The organism is Kribbella sp. NPDC050241 (genome assembly GCF_044459685.1).
Lineage (GTDB): Bacteria > Actinomycetota > Actinomycetes > Propionibacteriales > Kribbellaceae > Kribbella.
Map to the genome: position 1 here is coordinate 1,125,621 of NZ_JBITJE010000002.1, position 22,411 is coordinate 1,148,031.

Consider the following 22,411-nt stretch of genomic DNA (forward strand, 5'->3'; position numbering starts at 1 on the left):
GAGCGTCACCACCGAAACTACGATTGAGTAACGAGCATTTCAGTGACGCATCGTCAGTGGCTGGGGGGTCTCGCCGGGTCTATCGTTTCGCTGCGAACGCCTGCACGGGGCGATCAGGGATCGAGGAGGCATCTTGCGGCACACGAGCAAGTTGGCGGCGGTCGCCATCACAGTGGCGCTGATCTTGGCGGGCTGTGCGAAAAAGAACGAGGACGCGGCTGCCTCCGGGGGGAGCGACGAACTGTGCGCCGACAAGTCCGGGGCGGGTCCCAAGATCGGCCTGGCCTACGACATCGGCGGCCGTGGTGACCATTCCTTCAACGACCTGGCCGCGGCCGGTGTGAAGAAGTCCCTCGACGAGTTGGACGCCACCTGTGAGGAGTCCGAGGCTGCCGCACAGGAGCCTGACTCCGCGAAGGAAGAGCGGCTGCGCACCTTGGCCGAGGCGGGCTTCAACCCGATCGTGGCGGTGGGCTTCGTGTACACCGAAGAGGTGAACAAGGTCGCCAAGGAGTACCCGGACAAGAAGTTCGCGGTCGTCGACGGATTCGCCGAGGGCCCGAACATCACCAACCTGGTGTTCTCGGTCGAGCAGGGCTCGTTCCTGGTCGGTGTCGCCGCCGGTCTCAAGACCAAGGCGAAGCACGTCGGCTTCATCGGAGGTACCCGGGGACCGATCATCGACCCGTTCGCGGCCGGTTACAAGGCCGGCGTGGCCGCGGTCGACCCGAGCATCAAGGTCGACATGAAGTGGCTGTCCGACAAGGGCGACGACAAGGCGTTCGCGAACCCGGGCGGGGCGAAGACTGCCGCCACCGCGCTGTACGACGCCGGCGCGGACATCGTCTTCCACGCCTCCGGCCTGTCCGGTAGCGGCCTGTTCGACGTCGTCAGCACGAAGCCCGACGGCATCTGGGCGATCGGCGTCGACTCCGACCAGTACCAGACCGCGACGCCCGAGCAGCAGAAGCACATCCTGACGTCGTCGTTGAAGAAGGTCGACGTGGCCGTCTTCGACTTCGCGAAGGCGTTCAAGGACGGCACCACCAAGCCGGGCTACGACCTGTACGACATCAAGCGGGACGGTGTCGGGTACGCGACCAGCGGTGGCTTCCTCGACGACGTGACCCCCAAGATCGACGAGTACAAGGCGAAGCTGATCTCCGGCGAGCTCAAGGCACCGTCGAAACTCTGACGTGTGAAACCCTCGGGCTCGGGTCGATGACGCGGTAGCGTTGCGGCCCGGGCCCGAGGCTCGTCGCGGCGACAACGAGGTCGCCGCAGATCTGGGAGCGTGTGACATCGACACCATGACTCAGACGATGGCCGTCCGGCTGAGGGGAATCGGCAAGAGTTTTCCCGGTGTGGTGGCCAATCACGACGTCGACATCGAGGTCCGGACCGGCACGGTGCACGCCCTGGTGGGCGAGAACGGCGCCGGCAAGTCGACGTTGATGAAGATCCTGTACGGCGTGCAGAAGCCGGACGAGGGGACCATCGAGATCGGCGGCGAAGAGATTGTCCTGAACTCGCCGGCCGATGCCATCCAGCACGGCGTCGGCATGGTGTTCCAGCACTTCATGCTGGCGGACAACCTGACCGTGCTGGAGAACGTCGTCCTCGGCGCCGAGAAGCTGTACGGGATCGGCGACAAGGCCCGGGCCAAGATCAAGGAACTGTCCGATTCCTACGGCTTCGGCCTGTCGCCCGACCACCTGGTCGAGGACCTCGGTGTGGGCCAGCGGCAACGGATCGAGATCCTCAAGGTCCTCTACCGCGGCGCGAAGATCATCATCCTGGACGAGCCGACCGCCGTGCTGGTGCCCCAGGAGGTCGACGCGCTGTTCGGCAACCTGCGCGAGCTGAAGGCCAAGGGGTTCACGCTGCTGTTCATCTCGCACAAGCTGGACGAGGTGCTCGCGGTCGCCGACGACGTCACAGTGATGCGGCGCGGGACCACGGTCGCCGCCGTCCAGCCGAAGGACGTGACCGCCCGCCAGTTGGCAGAGCTCATGGTGGGCTCGGAGCTGCCCTCGCCCAGCACCGAGGAGTCGACCGTCACCGACGACGTCCAGCTTGCGGTCGAGAACGTGACGCTGGCCGTGGCAGAGCGGAACCTGCTCGACGACGTGTCGTTGCAGATCCACCGCGGCGAGGTGCTCGGCATCGCCGGTGTCGAGGGCAACGGCCAGACCGAACTGGTCGAGCTGGTGATGGGAATCCGGCCGGCGACCTCCGGCCGGGTCCTGCTCGGGACCGAGGACATCACCGGCTGGTCCACCGCGGCCCGCCGCAACGCCGGCATCGGGTACATCCCCGAAGACCGCCAGCGGCACGGCCTGCTGCTCGACTTCCCGCTCTGGGAGAATCGGATCCTCGGCCACCAGGACCGCCCGCCGACCGTGCGCGGACCGTGGATCAACAAGGCCGGCTCCCGCAAGGACAGTCAGCGCATCGTCGACCAGTTCGACGTCCGGACGCCGTCGATCGAGACCACCGCCCGGGCGCTGTCCGGCGGTAACCAGCAGAAGTTCATCGTCGGCCGGGAGATGAGCGGCGACCCGGTCCTACTGATCGCGTCCCACCCCACCCGGGGCGTGGACGTCGGTGCCCAGGCCGCGATCTGGGACCACATCCGCGACGCCCGGCGGCAAGGTCTGGCCGTGCTGCTGATCTCCGCCGACCTGGACGAGCTGATCGGCCTGTCGGACCAGATCCAGGTCATCCTGCGCGGCCGGCTGGTCGGCGAATTCGACCCTGACACGGTGACCCCGGAGCAGCTCGGCTCCGCGATGACCGGTGCCGGAGAAGAGGAGTGATGGGCAAGCTCGACCTACGGCGGATCGTCCTGGCGCTGGCCGCGCCGGTGCTTGCCATCGTCGTCTCGCTGGTGATCACCTGCCTGATCCTGCTGGCGGCCGGCAGCTCGGTCTCCGGCTTCCTGAGCACGATCTTCTCGGTCCCGGCCGAGCGCAACATCATCAACATCCTGAACAACGCGTCGATCCTGTATCTGTCCGGCCTGGCGGCCGCGATCGGGTTCCGGATGAACCTGTTCAACATCGGTGTCGAGGGCCAGTACCAGATGGCGGTCTTCGCCGCCGCGGTGTTCGCCGCCCAGGGCTGGTTGCCGGGGCCGATCAACGTGATCGTCTCCATCGTCCTGGCGATGCTCGTCGGCGCGATCTGGGCTTCCATCGCCGGTGTTCTCAAGGTCACCCGGGGCGTCAGCGAGGTGATCTCGACGATCATGCTGAACGCGATCGCCCTCTCGCTGACGGCGTACCTGCTCCGAAAAGTGGGCGTGTCGACCGGCAGCAACCTGGCCACCAAGGAGATCCCGAAGGACAGCTGGATGCCCGGGCTCAAGTTGTTGCCCGGGGCCCCGAACGAGCTGCTCGGCCTGTCCCTGCTGGCCCTCCTCGGCGGGGTCGGCTACGCCATCCTGCTGAACCGGTCGAAGTTCGGCTTCGCGCTCCGGGCCACCGGCACGTCGGCCAGCGCGGCGGTTGCCAGCGGCATCGACGTACGGCGGATGGTCGTCGTCTCACTGATGATCTCGGGCGCGGTGGCCGGCCTGATCGGGCTGCCGCTGCTGTTCGGCAACTCGCACAGCTACGGCACCACCTTCCAGGCCGGCATCGGCTTCGCCGGGATCGCGGTGGCACTGCTCGGCCGCAACAACCCGATCGGCATCGCGTTCGGCGCGCTGCTGTTCTCCTACCTGACCGAGCAGAGCAACCTGCTCGAGATCAATGCGCAGGTCTCGCCGGACATCGTCGCGATCAGCCAGGGCGTCATCGTGCTCGCCGTCGTCATCGCCTACGAGGTGGTACGCCGGTACCGAAACGCACTGGAACAGCGGCAGGTGGCAGCGGAACTCAGTAGCTCGGCTCCGGCCGGGGCGACCCCGGAGGCGACCCGATGACGATGGCTCCCGAAGAGCTCCGGCCCGCCGGACCCCCGTCCGAGGCATTCGTGCGGCGGCGGCAGATCAGCATCTGGGTCTGGCTGCTCGCCGGCGTGGTGCTCATCTCCGCGGTCCGCGTGCTGACCGGCGCCAACGAGGTCGACTCGGCCGGCACCATGCGCGAGACGGTCAACGCCTCGGTCCCGATCGCCCTCGCGGCGCTGGCCGGTCTGTGGTCGGAACGCGCCGGAGTGGTCAACATCGGCCTCGAGGGCATGATGATCCTGGGCACCATCGGTGCCGGGTACTTCGGCTACTGGTACGGCCCGTGGGCCGGGATCGTCGGCGCGATGGTGTTCGGCATGATCGGCGCCGCCCTGCACGCGCTCGCGACCGTGTACTTCGGGGTCGACCACATTGTCTCAGGTGTCGCGATCAACATCATCGCGCTCGGCACGGCCGCCTTCCTCGCCGACACCTGGTTCTCCGGCCTGCGCGGCGGTGGCCCGACCCAGTCGCCACCGCTGGACGCCCCGCTGTCGATCACGATTCCCGGGATCTCCGATGCGATGACGACATTGCAGGGCAAGCACTGGTTCATCGTTTCCGATCTGGCCTCGCTCGTGGCCGCCGTGACCACCGAGCTGTCGAGCATGACTGTGCTGGCAGTGATCCTGATCGTCGGCAGCGCGCTGCTGCTGTGGCGGACGGGGTTCGGCCTGCGGCTGCGGTCCTGCGGTGAGAGCCCGGTGGCGGCGGAGAGCCTGGGCGTGAACGTGTACCGCTACAAGGTCATCGCCGTCCTGACGTCCGGTGCGATCGCCGGGTGCGGTGGTGCGTTCATCGCGCTCGTCTCGTCCGGGATCTACCAGAACGGGCAGACCGGTGGACGTGGCTACATCGGCCTGGCAGCGATGATCTTCGGCAACTGGCGGCCGGGCGGTCTGGTGATGGGTTCTGTGCTGTTCGGCTACACCGACGCCCTCCAGCTCCGGGCCGGTGGTGAGGCCGTGCACGCGCTGCTGATCCTGGTCGCGGTCATCCTGCTGGGCGTGGCGGTGCTGCAGTTCCGGCGTGGGCTCAAGATCGCCGCCGCCACCTCGCTGGTGATCGGGGTCGGCTTCGCGGTCTGGTTCTTCACCACCGACACGGTGCCGGCCGACTTCACCCGGATGACGCCGTACGTGACGACCCTGCTGGTGCTCGGGCTGGCCGCCCAGCGGCTCCGGATGCCTGCCGCCGACGGACTCAGATATCGACGCGGTCAGGCAGGTTAGCGCCGTGCCGGGGGATGTCGACTGGCCGGCGCTGCGGGCGATCGCCGTCGAGGTGATGGGGCGCGCCTATGCGCCGTACTCCGGGTTCGCGGTCGGCGCGGCGGCGTACGTCGACGACGGGCGCATCGTTGCCGGGTGCAACGTCGAGAACGCGTCGTACGGACTGGCCCTGTGCGCCGAGTGCGGCCTGGTGTCCGAGCTGCACCGCACCGGCGGCGGCCGGCTGGTCGCGTTCACCTGCGTGGACCAGCACGGCGACCTGCTGACACCGTGCGGGCGGTGCCGCCAGTTGCTGCACGAGAACGGCGGGCCGGACCTGCTGCTGGAGACGCCGACCGGACCGCGGCCGCTGCGTGAGCTGTTGCCCGACGCGTTCGGGCCCGAGGACCTGGAGAAGTAGTGAGCTTCGACGCGGTGGATGTCATCCGCACCAAGCGGGACAAGGGCGAGCTGAGCGACGGTCAGATCGACTGGGTGATCGACGCCTACACCCGGGGCGACGTCGCGGACGAGCAGATGTCGGCGCTGGCGATGGCGATCCTGCTGAACGGCATGAACCGCCGCGAGATCGCCCGCTGGACGGCGGCGATGATCGCCTCCGGCGAGCGGATGGACTTCGCGAAGCTGTCCCGGCCGACCGCGGACAAGCACTCGACCGGGGGCGTCGGCGACAAGATCACGTTGCCGCTGGCACCTGTCGTCGCCGCGTGCGGCGTCGCCGTACCGCAGCTGTCCGGCCGCGGCCTCGGCCACACCGGCGGCACCCTGGACAAGCTCGAGTCCATCCCGGGCTGGCGCGCCGCGCTCTCGAACGACGAACTGATGCGCCAGCTGGACGAGGTCGGCGCGGTGATCTGCGCCGCCGGAGACGGCCTCGCGCCCGCGGACAAGAAGCTGTACGCGCTGCGGGACGTGACCGGCACGGTGGAGGCGATCCCGCTGATCGCCAGCTCGATCATGAGCAAGAAGATCGCCGAGGGCACCGGTGCGCTGGTGCTGGACGTGAAGGTCGGCTCCGGTGCCTTCATGAAGGATCTCGCCGACGCCCGCGAGCTGGCCGAGACCATGGTTGCCCTGGGCACGGACGCCGGTGTGAAGACCGTTGCCCTGATCACCGACATGTCGGTCCCGCTCGGCCTGACCGCGGGCAACGCGCTCGAGGTCCGCGAATCCGTCGAGGTCCTGGCCGGCGGCGGCCCAGCGGACGTGGTCGAACTGACGATCGCGCTGGCGGCCGAGATGCTGGCCGCGGCCGGCGTCACGGACGTGGACCCGGCCGAGAAGCTCCGCGACGGTACGGCGATGGACGTCTGGCGCACCATGATCGCGGCCCAGGGCGGCGACCCGTCCGCCGAGCTCCCGGTCGCCCCCGAGCAACACGTCGTACCGGCTCCGGCCACCGGCGTACTGTCCAAACTCGATGCCCTCGGCATCGGCGTCGCCGCTTGGCGCCTGGGTGCCGGCCGCGCCCGCAAGGAGGACCCCGTCTCTCCGGTCGCCGGCGTCGAACTCCACGCCAAGCCCGGCGACCAGGTGACCGAGGGGCAGCCACTCCTCACCCTCCACACCGACGACCCGGCCCGCTTCGACCGCGCCCTGGAGTCCCTGGCGGACGCCGTCGAGGTCGCAGCGTCGTACGACCGGACCCCGCTGGTGATCGACCGCATCGGGGCGTGACCTGGCCCTCTCCGACGGTAAGGTGTCCGCAGCGACCGGATAGTCGGAGGTGTCTGTGGTTCGCGCACGGCTTGCTGCCCTGCTGCTGGTGCCGATGATGGTGCTGCCCGCAGCCTGTGGTGGATCGGACGACACAGGTGGCCTGCCAGAGGCAAGTTCGGATTCGAGCGGTCCCTCGAGCAGTACCCCGGCCACGACGCCGGCCTCGGCCGCAACGCCTACGGCGGGGCCGACCACCAGCACCCAGAAGTACGGCGCGCTGACCCTCGTCATCAACCACAAGCCGGCCCCGCCGGCCGCCGCCGCCCTGGCGCTGCAGGCGTACGACGCCTTCGAGCGTGCCTCGCACAAGACCCAGGCGACGAACGTCGAGGATCCGACCCTGGCGACATGGGGCGCGGCCGCTGCCCTGCAGGACGTCCGAAGCATCCTGCAGAGCCAGAAAACGCAGAAGGTGCGCACCGGTGGCGCGATCACTGTCACCACCAAGGTGGTCAGGACGAGCGCTGCCGCCGCAGCATTGGACACTTGCTACGACCAGTCGAAGTCGGTGCTGGTCCGGGCCAACGGGACGACGTACGTGGGACCTGGGGCCAAGAAGGATCCCAAGCTCAGCGCGAGCGTCATCCTCGGCAACATCGCCGGTGTCTGGAAGGTGACCGAGTACAACCTCAAGGCGGAACCATGTTGATCCGACGACTGGCGATCCTGACCGCACTCGGAGTGGCGGGCGTGGTGACAGCAGCACAGCCCGCCTTCGCCGACCGCACGACGCCGACACCGGGTGCCGGCGGCAACACCATCAGCATCACCGTCACCGGGACCGGTGTCCGTAGCGGTTCGGGCGGACAGGGCGGGACCCAGACGGTGTCGACGCCGGTTCCTTGCATGTACATCCAGAGCCTGACCGGCAAGGAGTACTACGAATGGGTCAAGGGCGGCGGCACCATGGGCCGCGGACCCAACGGTGACACGATCGATCCGTACCCGGGGTACGAGAAGTACAAGGACGACGACAAGGGCCACTGGTACGGCGGCATGTGCTCGTCGGCGTCCTTCGGTGACGACCTGGATGGGTTCTTCAAGTACTCCGACGCCTGGTTCGCCGAACACAGGGGCGTCTACGTGCCGGCCGGTGGCACGCCCCCGATCCCGCCGGTGCCGCCCGAGATCCTGCGCAACGTTGCCTTCGACGCCCTGACCGTGCCGGCGCCGCGCCTGGACTGGAACCCGAAGCACAACGGCGATGCCGCGACCCTCGTCAACCTCGACACCTGGGTCTGGCTCACGGACCGCACCACCAACTACTACGTCGAGGCCTCGGTCAACTCGATGGTCGGCCGGATCTCGGCCCGCGTGGATGCGGACCTGACCGGCATGACCGTCTCGGCCCCGAACGCGGACACCGTCACCTGCCCGGACGCCGGCGTACCGTACGCCCCCGGCGCCACCGGCCAGTGCGCCATCACCTTCCACAAGGCCAGCGCCGGTGGTGGCACCAGCCCCGTGACTGCGAAGACCAACTGGCACACCACGTGGTCCTCCAACCCCGGCGGTCCCCAGGGCGACACCCCCGAGCAACTCGACCCGGCCCCCGGCACCACCAACATCCGAGTGGTAGAGGTCCAGGTCCCCAACCGCTGACGGTGTTCGGCCTCTGAACCCCGACGTCGTGGTGAACCGTTGAGCGGGTAACGTGTTCCCGGCTCTGTGCCTATCGACGGAGGTTTCTGTGTCCCGCTCGCGTCTGGCCGTACTACTGCTGGCCCCGCTCGCGGTACTGCCGGCAGCCTGTGGTGGCGACGACACCGGTGGCCTGCCGACGGTCACGGACTCGTCGGCTCCTACGTCGGCGACGCCGGGCACGCCGTCCGCGACCATGAGCGCGAGCCCAGCCCCGACGACGCAGCCGACACGCGCGGCCGCGAAGTACGGGAACCTGACGGTGGATCTGCGGCGACCCTCGGGACTGCCTGCCGCCGCCTCCGCGGCCGTCGTCACCTTCCAGCAACTCCATGTGGCCTTCGGTGCCCTGGCGGCGGGTGCGAAGCCGCCGCAGCCGATGTCGGGGGTCGCGGAGCCCGTGGTGGTGAAGTACCTCGACGCGGTGCTGAAGCCGCAGCTGGGGCGGAAGGAACGCTCGGGCGGCACGATGACCGTCCGCGTCACCAAGGCGCAGGCCGTCGGTGAAGTTGCCGCGGTCAACGGCTGCCTCGACCAGTCCAAACTGATCACGTATCGCGCGAACGGCACGAAGTACGTCGACGCGAGTATTCGAAGGAATCCCACCCTGACCATCCAGGCCACCCTGTCCCGCTCGACAGGGGTCTGGCGAGTGACCAACTACGCCCTGAAGGAAGCTCGATGCTGAAACTGCGCACCGCTCTGGTGACCACCGGACTCGGCGTCGGCCTGCTGCTGACGTCGGCCGGACCCGCCCTCGCCTTCGATCCGCCGCCCGGCACGACCCCCACCACGAGCGGCGGCACCATCGTCATCACCGTGAGCGGAACGGGGGTGCGGGGTGGCAGTGATGGGCACAGCGCGTCGCGGACCGTGTCGGTGCCCGCGCCGTGCTACATGGAGCCTGGGATGACCGGCAAGGAGTACTACGAGTGGGTCAGCAGCGGGAAGGCCAACGCCGACTGGCATCACACCGGTGGTGAACTGGACGGACCGTTCACGCCGTACCCCGGATACGAGCAGTACAAGGACGACGACAAGGGCCACTGGTACGGCGGCGTCTGCTCGTCCGAGACGTTCGGCGACGACCTGGACTCGTTCTTCAAGTTCACCGACGAGTGGTTCGCCAACCACAAGTCGGTGTACGTCCCGGCCGGACAGAATCCGCCCACCCCGCCGGTCCCGCCGCAGCTGCTGCGTGACGTCGCGTCGCGCGAACTGACCATCCCCGAGCCGGCCATCGACTGGAACCCGAAGCGCACCGGCGACGGGTCTACGCTGGTCAACCTGGACACCTGGGTCTGGGTGAAGGACCGGGTCGACGATCTGTACGTCGACGCCACCGCGAACTCGGTGACCGGCACGCAGACCGCCCACGTCGACGCCAAGCTGTCGACGCTGACGGTTTCCGCGCCGGGTGCGGGATCGACCACCTGCAACGGCATGGGTACGCCGTATGCCGCAGGCGCCGCCAACCCGTGCACCATCCAATTCACCAAGGCCAGCCCGCTCGGCGGCACCACGCCGGTCACCGCCACCACTACGTGGGGCGCGACCTGGTCGTACAACGGCACGGACATGGGCGCGATCCCGCAGCAGCCCGCGCCGCAGAGCTACACCACCAACATCGGCGTGCTGGAGGTTCAGGCCGTCGCTCGTTGATCCAGGCAACAGGACCCGGCCCGGTAGCTCCGAGCCGGGTCTTTGCTGTTATTCGGCGGCGGTCTTCTGGGTGAGGGCTTGGGCGTCGGCGGGGAGGGTTGCCACTGGGTCGGCGGCGACGTCGGTGGTGGTGTGGGTGACGAGGACGGAGACGATGCTGTCGGTGCCTCGGCGGGACCAGGCGCGCTCGGAGTGGGCCACCTGGCTCTTGGTGCGGAGAAACGTCTCGTAGCCCGTCACGGTCGCCGGCAGGTCCTCCAGCAGGCCGTAGCCGCCGTTCGGGGGACCTGTCATCCGGCCGACGCAGCTCTTGTTGCCGGCGACAAGGAGATTCCAGTCCTTGGCCAGCAGCGCCGCGTCCTGGTAGGTGTAGAGGAACGACTTCACCACAGTCCCGCCGGCCAGGGCGTACTGGACGAACTGCGTCTGATCCGCGTGCTCCTGCAGACTCATCGCGCCGCCGAGCGTGCACCCGTTCGGCGGTACGCCGTCCTCGCCCAACGGCTCCTGCTGCGGCGAGCCCGGCAGATCACCCGACTTCACCAGACCGGCCACGGGCGCGGGCGGTCCCAGCGTCGGTGGCTGGTCGTTCCCACAAGCGGTCAACACCGTCGCGCCGGCCAGGATGAGGGCGGGCAGCACCACACGTCGCGACGCACCAATCACTGGCGGGTCGCAACTTTCAGCGCGAGTTTCCTGGTAGCCATCGAGAAAATTATCGGCCTTCAGCCCGCCGACGTACAGGACCCCCGACAGAACGTGACCTTTGTCAGCGCGGTGCCGGAAGATCAGGGCAACCGGCGACCTCGGCGATGTGCTGGGCCAGGGGCTTCATGAGTTGGACGCGGTCCTGCGGGCGGCTCTGGACCGCGCCCAACGCGTTGTCGGCCGCCGCGCTGTCCCTCAGGCGGACGGTGAAGTCACCGATCTGCTTGCCGTCGGAAAACACCCGGCATTCCGTCCGCGGCAGGCCGGTTCCAGGGTCGACGGGATACTCGATCGGCAGCTACGCGCCGCTGATCGTCCCCACCAGCCCCGGTGCGCCGCTCGCGTCGAACCACCAGGAGGCCATCGTCACACCGCAGATCTTCGCATCGGCGGACGGCGGCTGCGCCTCCTGTTCGCAGGCGGTCAGGCCCAGCAGCAGTACCGCTGCGGCGACACCGAGGCGGCGATCCATCAATTGTCGCCGTACTTCTTCTGGTAGGCGTCAAAGGCGTCGTCGATCTCCCCGGTGACGTCCGAGGTGGTTCCGGTCTGGGCGTCGGCCTCGGCCAGGACGCGCCGCAACTCCTTCTCGCTCAGCTGCTCCGGTGCTTTGGGATGACCGTTCTCCTCTGGCCAGTCCTTGATGCCGGTGGGAACGTCATGCTTCTCCATTGCGTACAAGGCCTGCAGTTGCGTCAGGGACATGGTGTGCGCCTGGCCCTCGTTGGCCGACTTGATCGCGTCGGAGGTCTTGTCGGCCGTGTAGCCGTCGACAATGGCGTCCTTCACCGCGCCCTTGACCAGGTCGCCGATCACCGGGACCTTGTCGGTCTTGACCAGGTCGATCGGCGACGTGAAGAGCTGTGCGATCTTCTTGCGCTCCTTGGCCGCTTCCTCCTGGCCGTCGATGTCGCCGTTGACCAGCCCGTCCGTCATGAACCCGGCCAGCGTGGCGCTCTCATGACCCGCTTTGTGCATGGACCCCTTGTCCTCGGCCTGGTGCTCGGCGGCGTAGTCGAAGCGCGCGGCGTTGAGGATCGACGTGGCCCTGCCGACCGCGGACGCAGCGGCCTCGTTGCCGCCGATGTCCTCCAACGCGCCACGCAGGTGCTTCTGGTCCAGGTTGATGCCGAACTCCGGGATACCGGACTCCTTGCCGAGACCGTAGCCGTAGGGATATTCCCCAGCACCCCACGAGTGAACTCCAGGGGTCTTCTCTCCGGCGCTCTGGTCGTGCACCCGGTCGGCGTCGGCGATGTAGGTCGCGATGATGCCGCCGACTTCTTCCTTGATGCCGTCGAGCGGCTTTCCCTTGTCGCCGATGTCGTACAGCAGGTCCGAGGAGATCTCGGCGGCCTTCTTGGCCACGTCCTTGTTCTCGCTGTACGCCGCGTCGGTGGTGGCGACACTCAGGACCTTTCCGGCCTGGGTGCTGAGGTGGTCGGAGTCCTGGCGCTCGACGGTGAAGTAGTGCCTCAGGTCCTTGTTGCCCATCACGGCCTGGGCGTCGCGGGTGCTGTTGTCGGCGACGTTCAGGTACTCGCGCAGCGGGTTGATCTCCTTGAAGCTGTCCTCGCCGAAGTGCCGGTAGTCGGGATCGTTGTAGATCTGGCCCCAGATGGTCGGATCGTTGTGCTCGCGGTCCTTGAGCGCGGTACCCATCGACTCGAAGATGGCCGGGTCGACGTCCTTGCGGGACTTGTCGATGTAGTGCAGCAGGATCGCCGCTGCCCACGGGTCCTCGGCGACCTTCGTGCCCCACGACGGGTCCATCTTGTCGGAGGCGGTGGAGAACATGCCGGCCAGGCCCTTGCCCATCTGCTCCTGCAGATCGATCAGCGCCGTGTGCTCGTCGCCGACGTTCATGGTCCGCTGCCAGTACCCGTTGCTGTTGCGGCCGAACACATCCTTCAGCTTGTTCATCACGTCGGTCAGGCCCTTGGGGCCGAGACCGTTCATGACCTGGCCCGAGACGTCCTTGTCGTCCTGATAGCGCTGCAGCAGCTTGGCCAGCGCCGCGGCACGTTTGCGGTCGTCGACGCTGTCGATGTCGAGGTCCTTGAGCTGCTTGCCCATCTCGTCACCGAGCGCCCGCTTGACCGCCGCCAGCGTGTCACCGTCCTTGACCGAGTACGTCGCCTGTCCGTCGCCGTCGACGTCGAGCAGCCGGGCCAGGTCGAGCCGGGTCTGCAGCTCGGGCTTCTGCTCGGTCAGCCACTTGGTGGTCTTGCCGAGGTCCCCATCCTCCAGTGACGACAGCGAGATCGGCGTGTTGCTGCTCGCCGACTTGCGGTTCGAGTCCACGGCAGAAACCAGGTTGTCCAGTTTCTTCAGTGCGGAGTCGAGCAACTTGATGTCGATCTTGATGTCAGCCATAGCACCCCTCGTCACATTCGGTCACACAAGGTTACGGGCGAGGAGGTTCAGCCGACCCCTGAAAAGGTCATTGGTGGCAAGCGCCACACAGCCGCGGGATGACCCCTCGGAGCCGTATGTTTTTCTTATTCGAGGAGGTCTCACGAGGGGGCCCCTGATCGGGAGGTTGAGATGGCGCAGGCCAACATTGCGGATCTGGAGAACCTGTACGACAAGCTGGTCGCGAGCATGAACTCGGCCGACCAGATCGTGACCGATGTCGACGGTGCACACTCCCGGGCCGCCGAGGAGTGGCACTCGAAGGGTGCTACCGAGTTCGCGACGGCGTGGGTGGACTTCAAGAGCTCGCTGACGAACATGTGCCAGGCGTTCGCGGCCGCCGCGAACGACGTGGCGTTCCAGCAGCAGCACTTCAAGATCGGTGCGAAGGAAGAGGGCCAGCACCGCGACCTCCCGAAGGTCACCTCCCCCCGCTGATCCAGTCCGTCGAGAGGCCCTGCACACCAGGTGGTGTGCAGGGTTTTTCGTTGTGTCAGGCACCGGCTAGGCGCCACGGCGTACCGCGGTGGAGACATGAGAAAGGTCCCGCACACCAAGCGGCGTGCGGGACCTGGGCCCGGGAAGCTGTCAGGTCAGCTAGGCGCCGCGGGGCCGGGACAGCCGGCGATCGGTGCGATGTGCTGGGCGAGGTCCTTGACCAGTTGGTCGCGGGTGTCCTTGTCCTTGGGCGCGAAGAGCTCGACCTTCAGAATGGTGGTCTTGCAGGTCCACCAGGCCCGACCGACGTCTCCGGTCTCGGGCTCGACCGCACCCGATCCGTCGGCGACGGTGAACTTGCCCGCATCCGGGTACTTCCTGATCGATCCGTTCGTCCCCTGGATCTTGATCTTGGTGGTCAGCTCGGCCCTGAAATTCGCGACTTCCTTGCCCTCGGAGAAGACCCGGCACTCCGCCGACTTGTAGGTACCGTCGGTCTGCCCGGGGTTCGTCAGCGGCACGTTGCCCTTGCTGACGCCCTGCAGGTCCGGCGCCCCGGTGGCATCGAACCACCAGGTCGTCATCGTCTTGCCGCAGATCTGCGCGTCGGCCGCGGGAGGCGCAGCCTCCTTGTCCCCACAAGCGCTCAGGCTCAGCAGAAGCGTGCCTGTCGCTGCGAACAGGAGGCTGCGACGCATCAGTTGTCTCCGTACTTCTTGTTGTAGTCGTCCCAGGCGTTCTCGATCTCGCCGGTGACGTCCGAGGTTACCCCGGTCTGGCCGTCGGCCTGCGCCAGGACCCGCTGCAACTCCTTGTCCGTAAGGTGCTCCGGACTCTTCGGCTGACCGTTCTCCTGCGGCCAGTCGTCGATGCCGGTGGGTACGTCGTGCTTCTCCATCGCGTACAGCGCCTGCAGCTGGGTCAGCGTGATGCCCTTGCCCTGCTGGTCGTTGGCGTCCTTGATCGCGTCCGAGGTCTTGTCCGCCGTGTAGCCCTCGACCAGCGCGTCCGTGACCTCGCCCTTGATGAAGTCACCGATGACCGGGACCTTGTCGGTCGGGATCAGGTCGATCGGCGACGTGAAGAACTCCGCGACCTTCTTGCGCTCCTCGGCCGCGTCCTCCTCGCTGTCGATGTTGCCGTTCACCAGCGAGTCCGTCATGAAGCCCGACAGGGTGGAACCTTCGTGAGCGGCTTTGTGCATGGCGGTCGGGTCGCTGCTCTGGTGTGCGGCGGCGTAGTCGAAGCGAGCCTGGTTCAGGATCGACGTAGCCTTCCCGACCGCCGACTTGGCGGCGTCGTTGTCGCCGATGTCCTCCAGCACACCGCGAAGGTCCGCCTGGTTCAGGTTGATGCCGTACGCGGGGATGCCGGACTCCTCGCCGAGTCCGTAGCCGTAGGGGAAGTCCTTGTCCCCCCACAGGTGGTATCCGGGATCCTTCTCGCCGGTCCCACCCTCGTGGACGCGGTCGGCGTCGGCGATGTAGGTGGCAATGATGCCGCCGACCTCTTCCTTCACGCCGTCGAGCGGCTCCGCGTCTCCACCGAGCTGGTGCAGCAGGCTGGACGAGATCTTCGCAGCGTCCATCGAGTACTGGTAGTTGTCGCTGTACGCCGCATCCACCGTCGCGACCTTCAGCACCTTGCCGGCCTGGTCGCTCAGGTCGTCGTAGTCCATCCGCTCCGACGTGAAGTACTGCAGCAGATCGTCGTTGCCCATCACGGCCTGGGCGTCGCGGGTGGAGTTGTCGGCGACGTTCAGGTACTCGCGCATGGGGCTGAGTTCGCTGAAGTGTTCGTTGCCGAAGTTCCAGTAGTCCGGGTCGCTGTACATCTGCGACCAGATCATCGGGTCGTTGCGCTCGCGGTCCTTGAGCTCGGTGCCCATCGCCTCGAAGACCATCGGGTCGATGTCCTTGTGGGCCTTGTCGATGTAGCGCATCAAGACGCTGGCCGACCACGGGTCCTCGGCGATCTTCTTGCCCCAGTCGCCGTCCATGTACACCGAGGCGCTGGAGAACATGCCGGCCAGGCCCTTGCCCATCTGCTCCTGCAGGTCGATCAGGGCGGTGTGCTCGTCGCCGGGGTTGTCGGAGTTCTGCCAGTACTGGCTGCCGTACTGGCCGGTCATGTTCCGAAGCTTGTTCATCACCTCGGTCACACCCTCCGGGCCCAGGCCGTTCATGACCTGCCAGGGGATGTCCGGGTCGTTCTGGTAGCGGTTCAGCAGCGAGGCCAGCAGGGCCGCCCGCTTGCGGTCGTCGACGCTGTTGACGTCGAGATCCTTGAGCTGCTTGGTCATCTCGTCGCTGAGGCCGCGCTTGACCTCCCACAGCTGGTCGCCGTACTCGACCTTGTACGACGCCTGGCCGTCACCGTCGACGTCCAGCAGTCTGGCCAGGTCGAGCCGGGTCTGCAGCTCGGGCTTCTGCTCGGTGAGCCACTTGGTGGTCTTGCCGAGGTCGCCGTCCTCCAGGGACGGCAGTGAGATCGGCGTGTTGCTGCTCGCGGACTTGCGGTTGGAGTCCACGGCAGAAACCAGGTTGTCCAGCTTCTTCAGCGCCGAGTCGAGCTTGTTGATGTCGATCTTGATGTCGGCCATCTCACATGTTCCTCATCGACCACTGCTTGGGCCAGGCGTTGCCTCGCCAGTCGTTCTCCGGCACCTCGTCCGGCTCCTTGCTCCACGCCGCGTTGACCACGCTGACCGCGTCGTCGAACGCTCCGAGGATGGTGCCGGTCTTGCCGCGCAGCGTGTTCGAGAACTCGGTTGCGCTGGTGCAGGCCCAGCCACCCGAGGAGAGATCACTCAGCAGGCTGTCGGCCGGGTTGCCGGACCCGTGGTAGATCGCGTCCCGGGCGTTCGGGATCACCGAGGTCTTGCAGTTGTTGAGCGTGCCCTTGTACGCGTTCTGCTCTTCCGCCATGCCCACCCCTCCGTCGTCAGGTATGCCACAGATTAGTAAAAGCCAGGGTCAGATCGCCGGGTTCTCGCAGGTCAGCCCTCGATCGGCACCTGCGCCCAGCTCCAGCCGCCCGGCCGTGCGAACACACCGCGGCCGATCGGAAGGCTGGCGGTCGCCGATCGCGGCAGCCTGACGTTGAGGATCTCACCGTCGCTGGACGATCGCGGCGCCAGCAGCAGGCCGGTCCGGCCCTTGCGGATGTCCGCGGTCAGTCCGCGGTAGTAGCCGCCGACCTCGTCGATGCCGCAGGCCACGATCACGGAACTGCCGGAGTCGCGGAGGGTCTGGTAGTGCGTCGCGACGGCCGTGCTGATGGCGTGATCCGGGCCGAGGACGTCGAAGTCGTCGAAGACGACCAGATGGCGGGGGCCGAGGGACCGCAACGCGTCCTCGAGGTCGCCGACGGAGGCGTCCGCGTGGAACTGTCCCCGGGTCTTGCGGCCCTTGAAGTTGCGCAGGGGCGACAGCCGGGGGGTGATGATCAGGGTCCGCCAGCCCTTGGCGTCCGCCTCCCGCAGCATGAACTCCACGGCCGTGCTCTTGCCGGATCGGGGCGGTCCGCTGATCAGGAACCCGGCGCCGTCCTGGAGGGCGTCGTACCTGAGCAGCGTCAGCGTGTCGCCGCCCACGCCGACGGAGATCTGGCTCTGCGCCGGCTGGCTGGTGGACAGCTCCATCGCCTGGGCGGTGGTGATGCTCAGGGGCAGCTCGTCGACGCGGCGCGGTTTCAGAGGGAGTGGGATCTCGCCGGCCAGCTCGGCCGCGTTCCGGCCGATGTCCTGCAACGCACCGACCTGCGCGACACCGGTCGGATCCTCGGTCAGCAAGGCGATCTGGACCTCTCGCGGCCGCTCGCCACCGCGGAACGCGCGCCCCGGCGGCATCGAGGTCGGTACGTCGCGACTGCGCATGCCGATCGCGGAGAAGTCCCCGGCCTCGGGCATCCGCAGCATCAGCCGGTCCTCGACGAGCGCGGAGACCCGGCCCAGGACACCGCTCCGGTCGGTCCCCAGGACCACGCGAATGCCGACGCCGGCACCCTCCTGCAGGACCGAGATGAGCAGGTCGATCATCGTGCCGCCGTCGACGGACTCGTACGCCGCGGTGAAGCCTTCGAGGCGGTCCAGCAGCACCACCAGGTACGGCAGCCGATCGTCCTCCGGCACGGCCGCGCGCTGCTCGGTGATGTCCGCGAAACCCTGCTGGGCCAGCAGTTGCTGGCGGCGGGTCACCTCGGAGTTGAGCAGGTTCATCAGGCGGTACATCCGGTCCACCTGGTTGCGCTGGACAACGGCTCCGGTGTGCGGCAGCGACAGCATCGGCAGCAGCGCGCCGTTGCCGGCGTCGATGCCGTACAGGTGGACGTCGCGCGGGTCACAGAACCGGCCGATCGCACCGGCGATGCAGCGCAGCGCGGTCGAGCGGCCCATCCGGCCGGCTCCCGCGATCACCAGGTGGCCCGACTTGCCGAGGTCCCACACCTCGGTGGCCTGGGCCTGCTGGTGCGGGATGTCGGCGAGGCCGATCGGCAGCGGCGGCACCACGCCGGTCTTCCGCTCCGGCAGGCTGAGGTCGTCGAGCGTGAGCTGCTCCTCCAGCGCCGGCAGCCACGGCGAGGGGATCGGCGGGATGGCCATCTGTGCGGTGGCAGCGTCGATCGCCCGGACCAGGCTGGTCAGGTCGGTCGGCGTGGTGATGTCGTCCTCGTCCTCGACCACCTGGACGGCCTGGTTCCGCGCCGCTGAGTCGGCGTCGAACGGGCGTACGGCGACGTCGCTGCGGACCTGCACTCCCCGCGGCCGGCCACCGACGCGGGCGGACTGGAACGGGATCAGGGAGGAGTGGCCGAGACGGGCCAGCGCGCGGCCCGGTGTCGACTTGGAGATGTGCGCCGCGTCGGAGGCGTCGATGACGTCGGACGAGTCCTGCTGGTCGGTGACCCGCAGCGCGATCCGCAGGTTGGTGTTCGACTTGATCTCGGCCGAGACGACGCCGGACGGACGCTGCGTGGCCAGGATCAGGTGTACGCCGAGCGACCGGCCCCGGCGGGCGATGTCGACGAGACCGTCGACGAAGTCGGGCAGCTCCTGGACCATGGCCGCGAACTCGTCGATGACCAGCAGCAGCCGCGGCATCGGGGCGTCGCCGTCCTCCTTGGCCGCCAGGTAGTCGTCGATGTCCTTGGCGTCGGCGTCCGCGAGCTGATGCTCCCGGCGGCGCAGCTCGGCGCCGAGCGACTCCAGCGCGCGCGTCGTCAGGTGGCCGTCGAGGTCGGTGACCATACCGACGGTGTGCGGCAGCAGCTTGCAGTCCTTGAACGCCGCACCACCCTTGTAGTCCACCAGGACGAAGGTGAACTCGTCCGGACGGTTGCCGACGGCAAGCGAAGCGATGATGGTCTGGAGCAGCTCGGACTTACCGGAACCGGTGGTACCGGCGACCAGACCGTGCGGACCGTCGGTGCGGATGTCGAGGCTGAACGTGCCCTCCACACCTTCACCGACCACGGCTCGGGTGGTGCGGCCGCCGCTCTTCCACCGCTGCGCGATGTCGTCCCCGGTCGGGTCGTTCAGACGCAGTACGTCGAGCAGCCGCGACGAGTCCGGCAGCGACGACGCGGCGCCGTCGGCGGTGGCGTCCCGCACCGGCGCGAGCGCCCGCGCCAGCCGGTCGCACCAGCTGGCCGGCACCAGGTCGGGCTGGATCGCCTCGACAGTCGCCTCCTGGGTGGTCGCCAGGCTCACGCCGTACTGCGTGCCGATGACGAGCGCACGGCACTCTTCGGGGAGCTGCCGCTGGTCCTCGTCGAGACAGATCGCGAAGATGCCGTACCGCGGACCCTGCCGGAGCAGGGTGACCACGCCGCTGTTGCGCCGCAGTTCGTTCGCGCCGTCGAGTACGACGACGATCTGGTCGGGGAGCGGGACCTGCTGCTCCTCGAGCTCACGCCGCTGGTCGATCTCGGCGAGCAGTTCGTTGACGCGGCGCGATGCCGTCTCGGCGTCGGTGGCGACGGAGGCGACGGCGACCCCGGCGTCGCGGCGGCGCAGGTGCGGCAGCCAGGGCGTCCACGACCACGCGTCCCGGTTGGCGCCGTACGTGATGACAGCCATCCGCAGGTTCGCCGGGCTGTGCAGGGTGGCGAGCTGGAGCAGGATCGACTGCGCCACGGTCTGCCGCAGCTCCGGCGGTCCGGCGATGCCCACGACTCCGGCCTTCGCCAGCGGCAGCACAGCCGGTACGTCGGGAGCGGTCCAGCGCAACGGACCCTCGTGCTGCATCCGCGACGAGTCCTTCACGGTCACCGCGCTGGGCACGTCGGCGGTGCCGACCCGGACCACCAACCAGTCCGGGTCCTGCGGCCGGCGTTCCCACAGCCGGGCCCGGGGTCCGTTGGCGAACAGCAGCAGCGCGGCGGGATCCGGCCAGTTGTGCCGGCGGGAGGAGCGTTCGTCCAGCAGGCTGTCGAACGCGTCCTGCTCCACCCGGCGGAGCTGCTCGTGGTACTCGGCCAGCTGGCGGGTGTACTGGACCTTCTGCATCCGCCGGGAGCTGGTGAAGTTCGCGATCATCATCAGCGGGGAGATCGCCGCGAACATCAGCGTGTACGTCGAATGCGTGATCAGGTACGTCGCCCCGCTCATGAACACCGGCGCGATCACGATGAGGAACGGGATCGGCATCTTGTCCGGGCGATGCGGCACACCGGGCAACGAGAACTCGGTCTTCCGCTCCTCCGGCAGCAGCCGGGGCGGACGGCTGAAGTCCATCGTCGCGCCCTCCGCGGTCGGGACCAGCGACGCGTCCGGAGTGGTCACCGGCGACAGCTCGAAGTACTGGTGGCCGATGCCGAGCACGCTGCCCGGCTCCCACTCGACCTCCCCGGTGACCGGCTCGCGGTCGATCCGCAGATAGGGCAGCGCGTCCTGTGGGCTGATGGTGTCGCGGGACGTGCTGAGCCGCTCCATCGCCTGCTTCTTGCGCTGCCACCAGCGCTTCTTGGGCGGAGGCGGGAGCTGGTCACCGACGATGATCGGACCGTCCAGCGGGACCCGGCGGTCCGGCGCCGGGACGGTGCCGAGCTCTTCCATGCCAGGCCGGATCATGACCCGACCGTCGACGCCGACCTCCAGGTACGCGGCCACTTCGGGGGAGTCCTCGACCAGCGGCAGGGCCGAGTGATCCATTCCGAGGACGTACGAGCCGACGCTGAGCCGGTGCACCAGGCCGGCGCCGTACCCGCCGGTGCAGCACAGGTCGACGATGCCGCTCGGCTCGACGCCGGGGTCGGCCACCGGAGCGCCGATGCCGATGACCGCACCATGCCGGACCGGGGATGCCTTCAGCAGACCGTTGTCCGGCAGTTGCCGGCCGCGCAGGAACAAGGGCGGACGGGAGGCGTCGAAGCCGTTGGCGCTCGGGGCGCTGCTGAGCAGCCGGATCGAACCGTCGTCGGAACCGGCCGGCGGGCGGCCGTCCGGCGCCAGGGCTCCCGCCAGGTCGCCGATGGTGGTGTCGTCCTCGGCGTCGATGGTGAGATCCCGGGCCACACCGGTCCGGGCGTCTACGGCGGTCAGGAACAGCAGCACTGTCAGGGCTCCCTCATCGGCCTCTCGAACCTCCGCAGTCTAGGACCGTGCAGGGGGCGCGGGTTCAGCCGGACAGCAGGGCGGTCCGTTCGGCGGTGAGCGCCTCGGTCTCGGCGAGGATCTCGGTACGGCGGACGGCGAGGTCGTCAGCCACTTGGCGGACCACGTCCCGGGTGCGGGGGATCTGCTTGCGCGTCTGCAGTACGAGGACGAACGCCCTCATGTCGTGACCAGGGCGGTCCAGCCAGACGTCGAGCAGCCGAGCGCCGGCATCCAGCGGCAGCCCGGACCGCAGTGGCCGGCGTTCGCCGTACGTCCGGAGCTCGTCGCTCAGCTTGGACAGGCAGCGGTCGGCGTACGCCGCGGCGCTGTCGACGGCCTGCAACTCGTCGAACTTCGCCTTGCCGGCCAGGATGCCGCCGCCCGCCAGGTCGCCGGCGGCCGCCGGCATCGCCCGGCCCACCAGGAACTCGAGGGTGTCCAGGGCGCGATCCGACCCGCCGACGCTGGTGAGCAGGTCGTCGGTCTCGCGCAGCCGGACGGCGAGGTCCTCGAGCTCGGTGGCGATCACCCGCAGGCGGTCGGCGGTGTCGTCCCCGGCCGTGAGCAGGCCGGATTCCTTGTCGTCCAGCGCGGCCGCGTAGTCGTCGGCGACCAACTGCAGGTCGTCGTGCCGGTCTCGTGCGTCGTCCAGTTCGGTGCGGGTCTCCTCGAACCGGCGGCGGGCGTCGTCGTACCGGTCCTCGGCCTCGTAGAGCTCCGCGCGGAGGGCGTCGAGTTGCTGTTCCTGGCCGCGGCCGAACAGCGATCCGAGCCAGGATCCGGTCCGCCGCTCCAGCCGGTCCAACTGGTCGTAGCCGTGGGCAACCTTCTTGTCCCAGTGCCTGGTCTCGGCGTACAGGCCGTCCATCCGGCGCTGCAACCGGTGGATCGTCTCGCTCAGCGGCTGCAGCTCCGCGCGGGCAGAGCGGCCCGCCGCGATGCGTTCGTCCATGCGATCCGCCATACCGGCCATTCGACCATCGCGCGGGTCCACCGCCCGGATGACCCCCGGAAAGCGATGACGGAGAGTAAGATCACGGGTGC

Annotated in this window: 20 protein-coding genes; 11 read left to right on the forward strand and 9 right to left on the reverse strand. The window is 68.2% G+C overall.

Annotation, left to right across the window (positions count from 1 at the left end; genetic code table 11):
• Nucleotides 1-133 precede the first annotated feature (133 nt).
• From ACIBG5_RS13320 to ACIBG5_RS13365, 10 genes are all read left to right on the forward strand, one after another.
• The gene (locus ACIBG5_RS13320) at nt 134-1,195 is read left to right on the forward strand and encodes a BMP family protein (RefSeq protein WP_396391789.1); all 1,062 of its coding nucleotides are present in this window, start codon (nt 134-136) and stop codon (nt 1,193-1,195) included.
• Between the two features lie 115 nt (nt 1,196-1,310).
• Nucleotides 1,311-2,819, forward strand: coding sequence for an ABC transporter ATP-binding protein (locus ACIBG5_RS13325; RefSeq protein WP_396391790.1), 1,509 nt, complete (start codon nt 1,311-1,313; stop codon nt 2,817-2,819).
• A complete protein-coding gene (locus tag ACIBG5_RS13330; protein WP_396391791.1) occupies nt 2,819-3,928 on the forward strand; it encodes an ABC transporter permease in 1,110 nt (369 codons plus the stop codon). The genes ACIBG5_RS13325 and ACIBG5_RS13330 overlap by 1 nt, the downstream gene beginning before the upstream one ends.
• Nucleotides 3,925-5,187 carry an ABC transporter permease gene (locus ACIBG5_RS13335; protein WP_396391792.1) on the forward strand — a complete coding sequence of 421 codons (1,263 nt, stop codon included), beginning with the start codon at nt 3,925-3,927 and terminating at the stop codon, nt 5,185-5,187. The genes ACIBG5_RS13330 and ACIBG5_RS13335 overlap by 4 nt, the downstream gene beginning before the upstream one ends.
• Nucleotides 5,188-5,191: 4 nt before the next feature.
• On the forward strand, nt 5,192-5,587 hold the full coding sequence (locus tag ACIBG5_RS13340; RefSeq protein WP_131516977.1) for a cytidine deaminase: 396 nt from the start codon (nt 5,192-5,194) through the stop codon (nt 5,585-5,587).
• A complete protein-coding gene (locus ACIBG5_RS13345; RefSeq protein WP_396391794.1) occupies nt 5,587-6,864 on the forward strand; it encodes a thymidine phosphorylase in 1,278 nt (425 codons plus the stop codon). Before ACIBG5_RS13340 ends, ACIBG5_RS13345 begins: the two co-directional genes overlap by 1 nt.
• Nucleotides 6,865-6,919: 55 nt before the next feature.
• Nucleotides 6,920-7,555 carry a hypothetical protein gene (locus ACIBG5_RS13350; RefSeq protein ID WP_396391795.1) on the forward strand — a complete coding sequence of 212 codons (636 nt, stop codon included), beginning with the start codon at nt 6,920-6,922 and terminating at the stop codon, nt 7,553-7,555.
• Nucleotides 7,549-8,508, forward strand: coding sequence for a hypothetical protein (locus ACIBG5_RS13355; protein WP_396391796.1), 960 nt, complete (start codon nt 7,549-7,551; stop codon nt 8,506-8,508). Before ACIBG5_RS13350 ends, ACIBG5_RS13355 begins: the two co-directional genes overlap by 7 nt.
• Before the next feature lie 88 nt (nt 8,509-8,596).
• Nucleotides 8,597-9,235: a hypothetical protein gene (locus ACIBG5_RS13360; RefSeq protein WP_396391797.1), complete on the forward strand. Its 639-nt coding sequence runs from the start codon at nt 8,597-8,599 to the stop codon at nt 9,233-9,235.
• On the forward strand, nt 9,229-10,209 hold the full coding sequence (locus tag ACIBG5_RS13365) for a hypothetical protein (RefSeq protein ID WP_396391798.1): 981 nt from the start codon (nt 9,229-9,231) through the stop codon (nt 10,207-10,209). Before ACIBG5_RS13360 ends, ACIBG5_RS13365 begins: the two co-directional genes overlap by 7 nt.
• A gap of 48 nt (nt 10,210-10,257) precedes the next feature.
• Here ACIBG5_RS13365 and ACIBG5_RS13370 read toward each other — a convergent pair whose 3' ends face one another.
• The 4 genes from ACIBG5_RS13370 to ACIBG5_RS13385 all read right to left on the reverse strand — a co-directional run bounded on the left by ACIBG5_RS13370 (nt 10,258) and on the right by ACIBG5_RS13385 (nt 13,293).
• Entirely contained in the window at nt 10,258-10,854 is a 597-nt protein-coding gene (locus tag ACIBG5_RS13370; protein WP_396391799.1) for a hypothetical protein, read from the reverse strand.
• A 124-nt stretch (nt 10,855-10,978) separates the two neighbouring features.
• Entirely contained in the window at nt 10,979-11,158 is a 180-nt protein-coding gene (locus ACIBG5_RS13375) for a hypothetical protein (protein ID WP_396391800.1), read from the reverse strand.
• Between the two features lie 57 nt (nt 11,159-11,215).
• A complete protein-coding gene (locus ACIBG5_RS13380) occupies nt 11,216-11,389 on the reverse strand; it encodes a hypothetical protein (RefSeq protein ID WP_396391801.1) in 174 nt (57 codons plus the stop codon).
• Nucleotides 11,389-13,293: a hypothetical protein gene (locus ACIBG5_RS13385; protein ID WP_396391802.1), complete on the reverse strand. Its 1,905-nt coding sequence runs from the start codon at nt 13,291-13,293 to the stop codon at nt 11,389-11,391. Before ACIBG5_RS13385 ends, ACIBG5_RS13380 begins: the two co-directional genes overlap by 1 nt.
• Before the next feature lie 171 nt (nt 13,294-13,464).
• Here ACIBG5_RS13385 and ACIBG5_RS13390 point away from each other — a divergent pair, with 171 nt between their 5' ends.
• Nucleotides 13,465-13,770, forward strand: coding sequence for a hypothetical protein (locus tag ACIBG5_RS13390; RefSeq protein WP_396391803.1), 306 nt, complete (start codon nt 13,465-13,467; stop codon nt 13,768-13,770).
• Nucleotides 13,771-13,925: 155 nt separating this feature from the next.
• Here the strand turns inward: ACIBG5_RS13390 and ACIBG5_RS13395 are convergent, their stop codons facing one another.
• The 5 genes from ACIBG5_RS13395 to ACIBG5_RS13415 form a co-directional block, all read right to left on the reverse strand.
• Nucleotides 13,926-14,468 (reverse strand): hypothetical protein, encoded by a 543-nt coding sequence (locus ACIBG5_RS13395; protein ID WP_396391804.1) that lies wholly within the window; start codon nt 14,466-14,468, stop codon nt 13,926-13,928.
• Entirely contained in the window at nt 14,468-16,372 is a 1,905-nt protein-coding gene (locus ACIBG5_RS13400) for a DUF6571 family protein (RefSeq protein ID WP_396391805.1), read from the reverse strand. The genes ACIBG5_RS13395 and ACIBG5_RS13400 overlap by 1 nt, the downstream gene beginning before the upstream one ends.
• 1 nt (nt 16,373) lies before the next feature.
• Entirely contained in the window at nt 16,374-16,697 is a 324-nt protein-coding gene (locus tag ACIBG5_RS13405; protein ID WP_396391806.1) for a hypothetical protein, read from the reverse strand.
• Between the two features lie 71 nt (nt 16,698-16,768).
• Nucleotides 16,769-21,325, reverse strand: a complete 4,557-nt coding sequence (locus ACIBG5_RS13410; RefSeq protein ID WP_396391807.1) for an FtsK/SpoIIIE domain-containing protein — start codon at nt 21,323-21,325, stop codon at nt 16,769-16,771.
• A 64-nt stretch (nt 21,326-21,389) separates the two neighbouring features.
• Nucleotides 21,390-22,331: a hypothetical protein gene (locus tag ACIBG5_RS13415; protein ID WP_396391808.1), complete on the reverse strand. Its 942-nt coding sequence runs from the start codon at nt 22,329-22,331 to the stop codon at nt 21,390-21,392.
• Nucleotides 22,332-22,411: the final 80 nt, after the last annotated feature.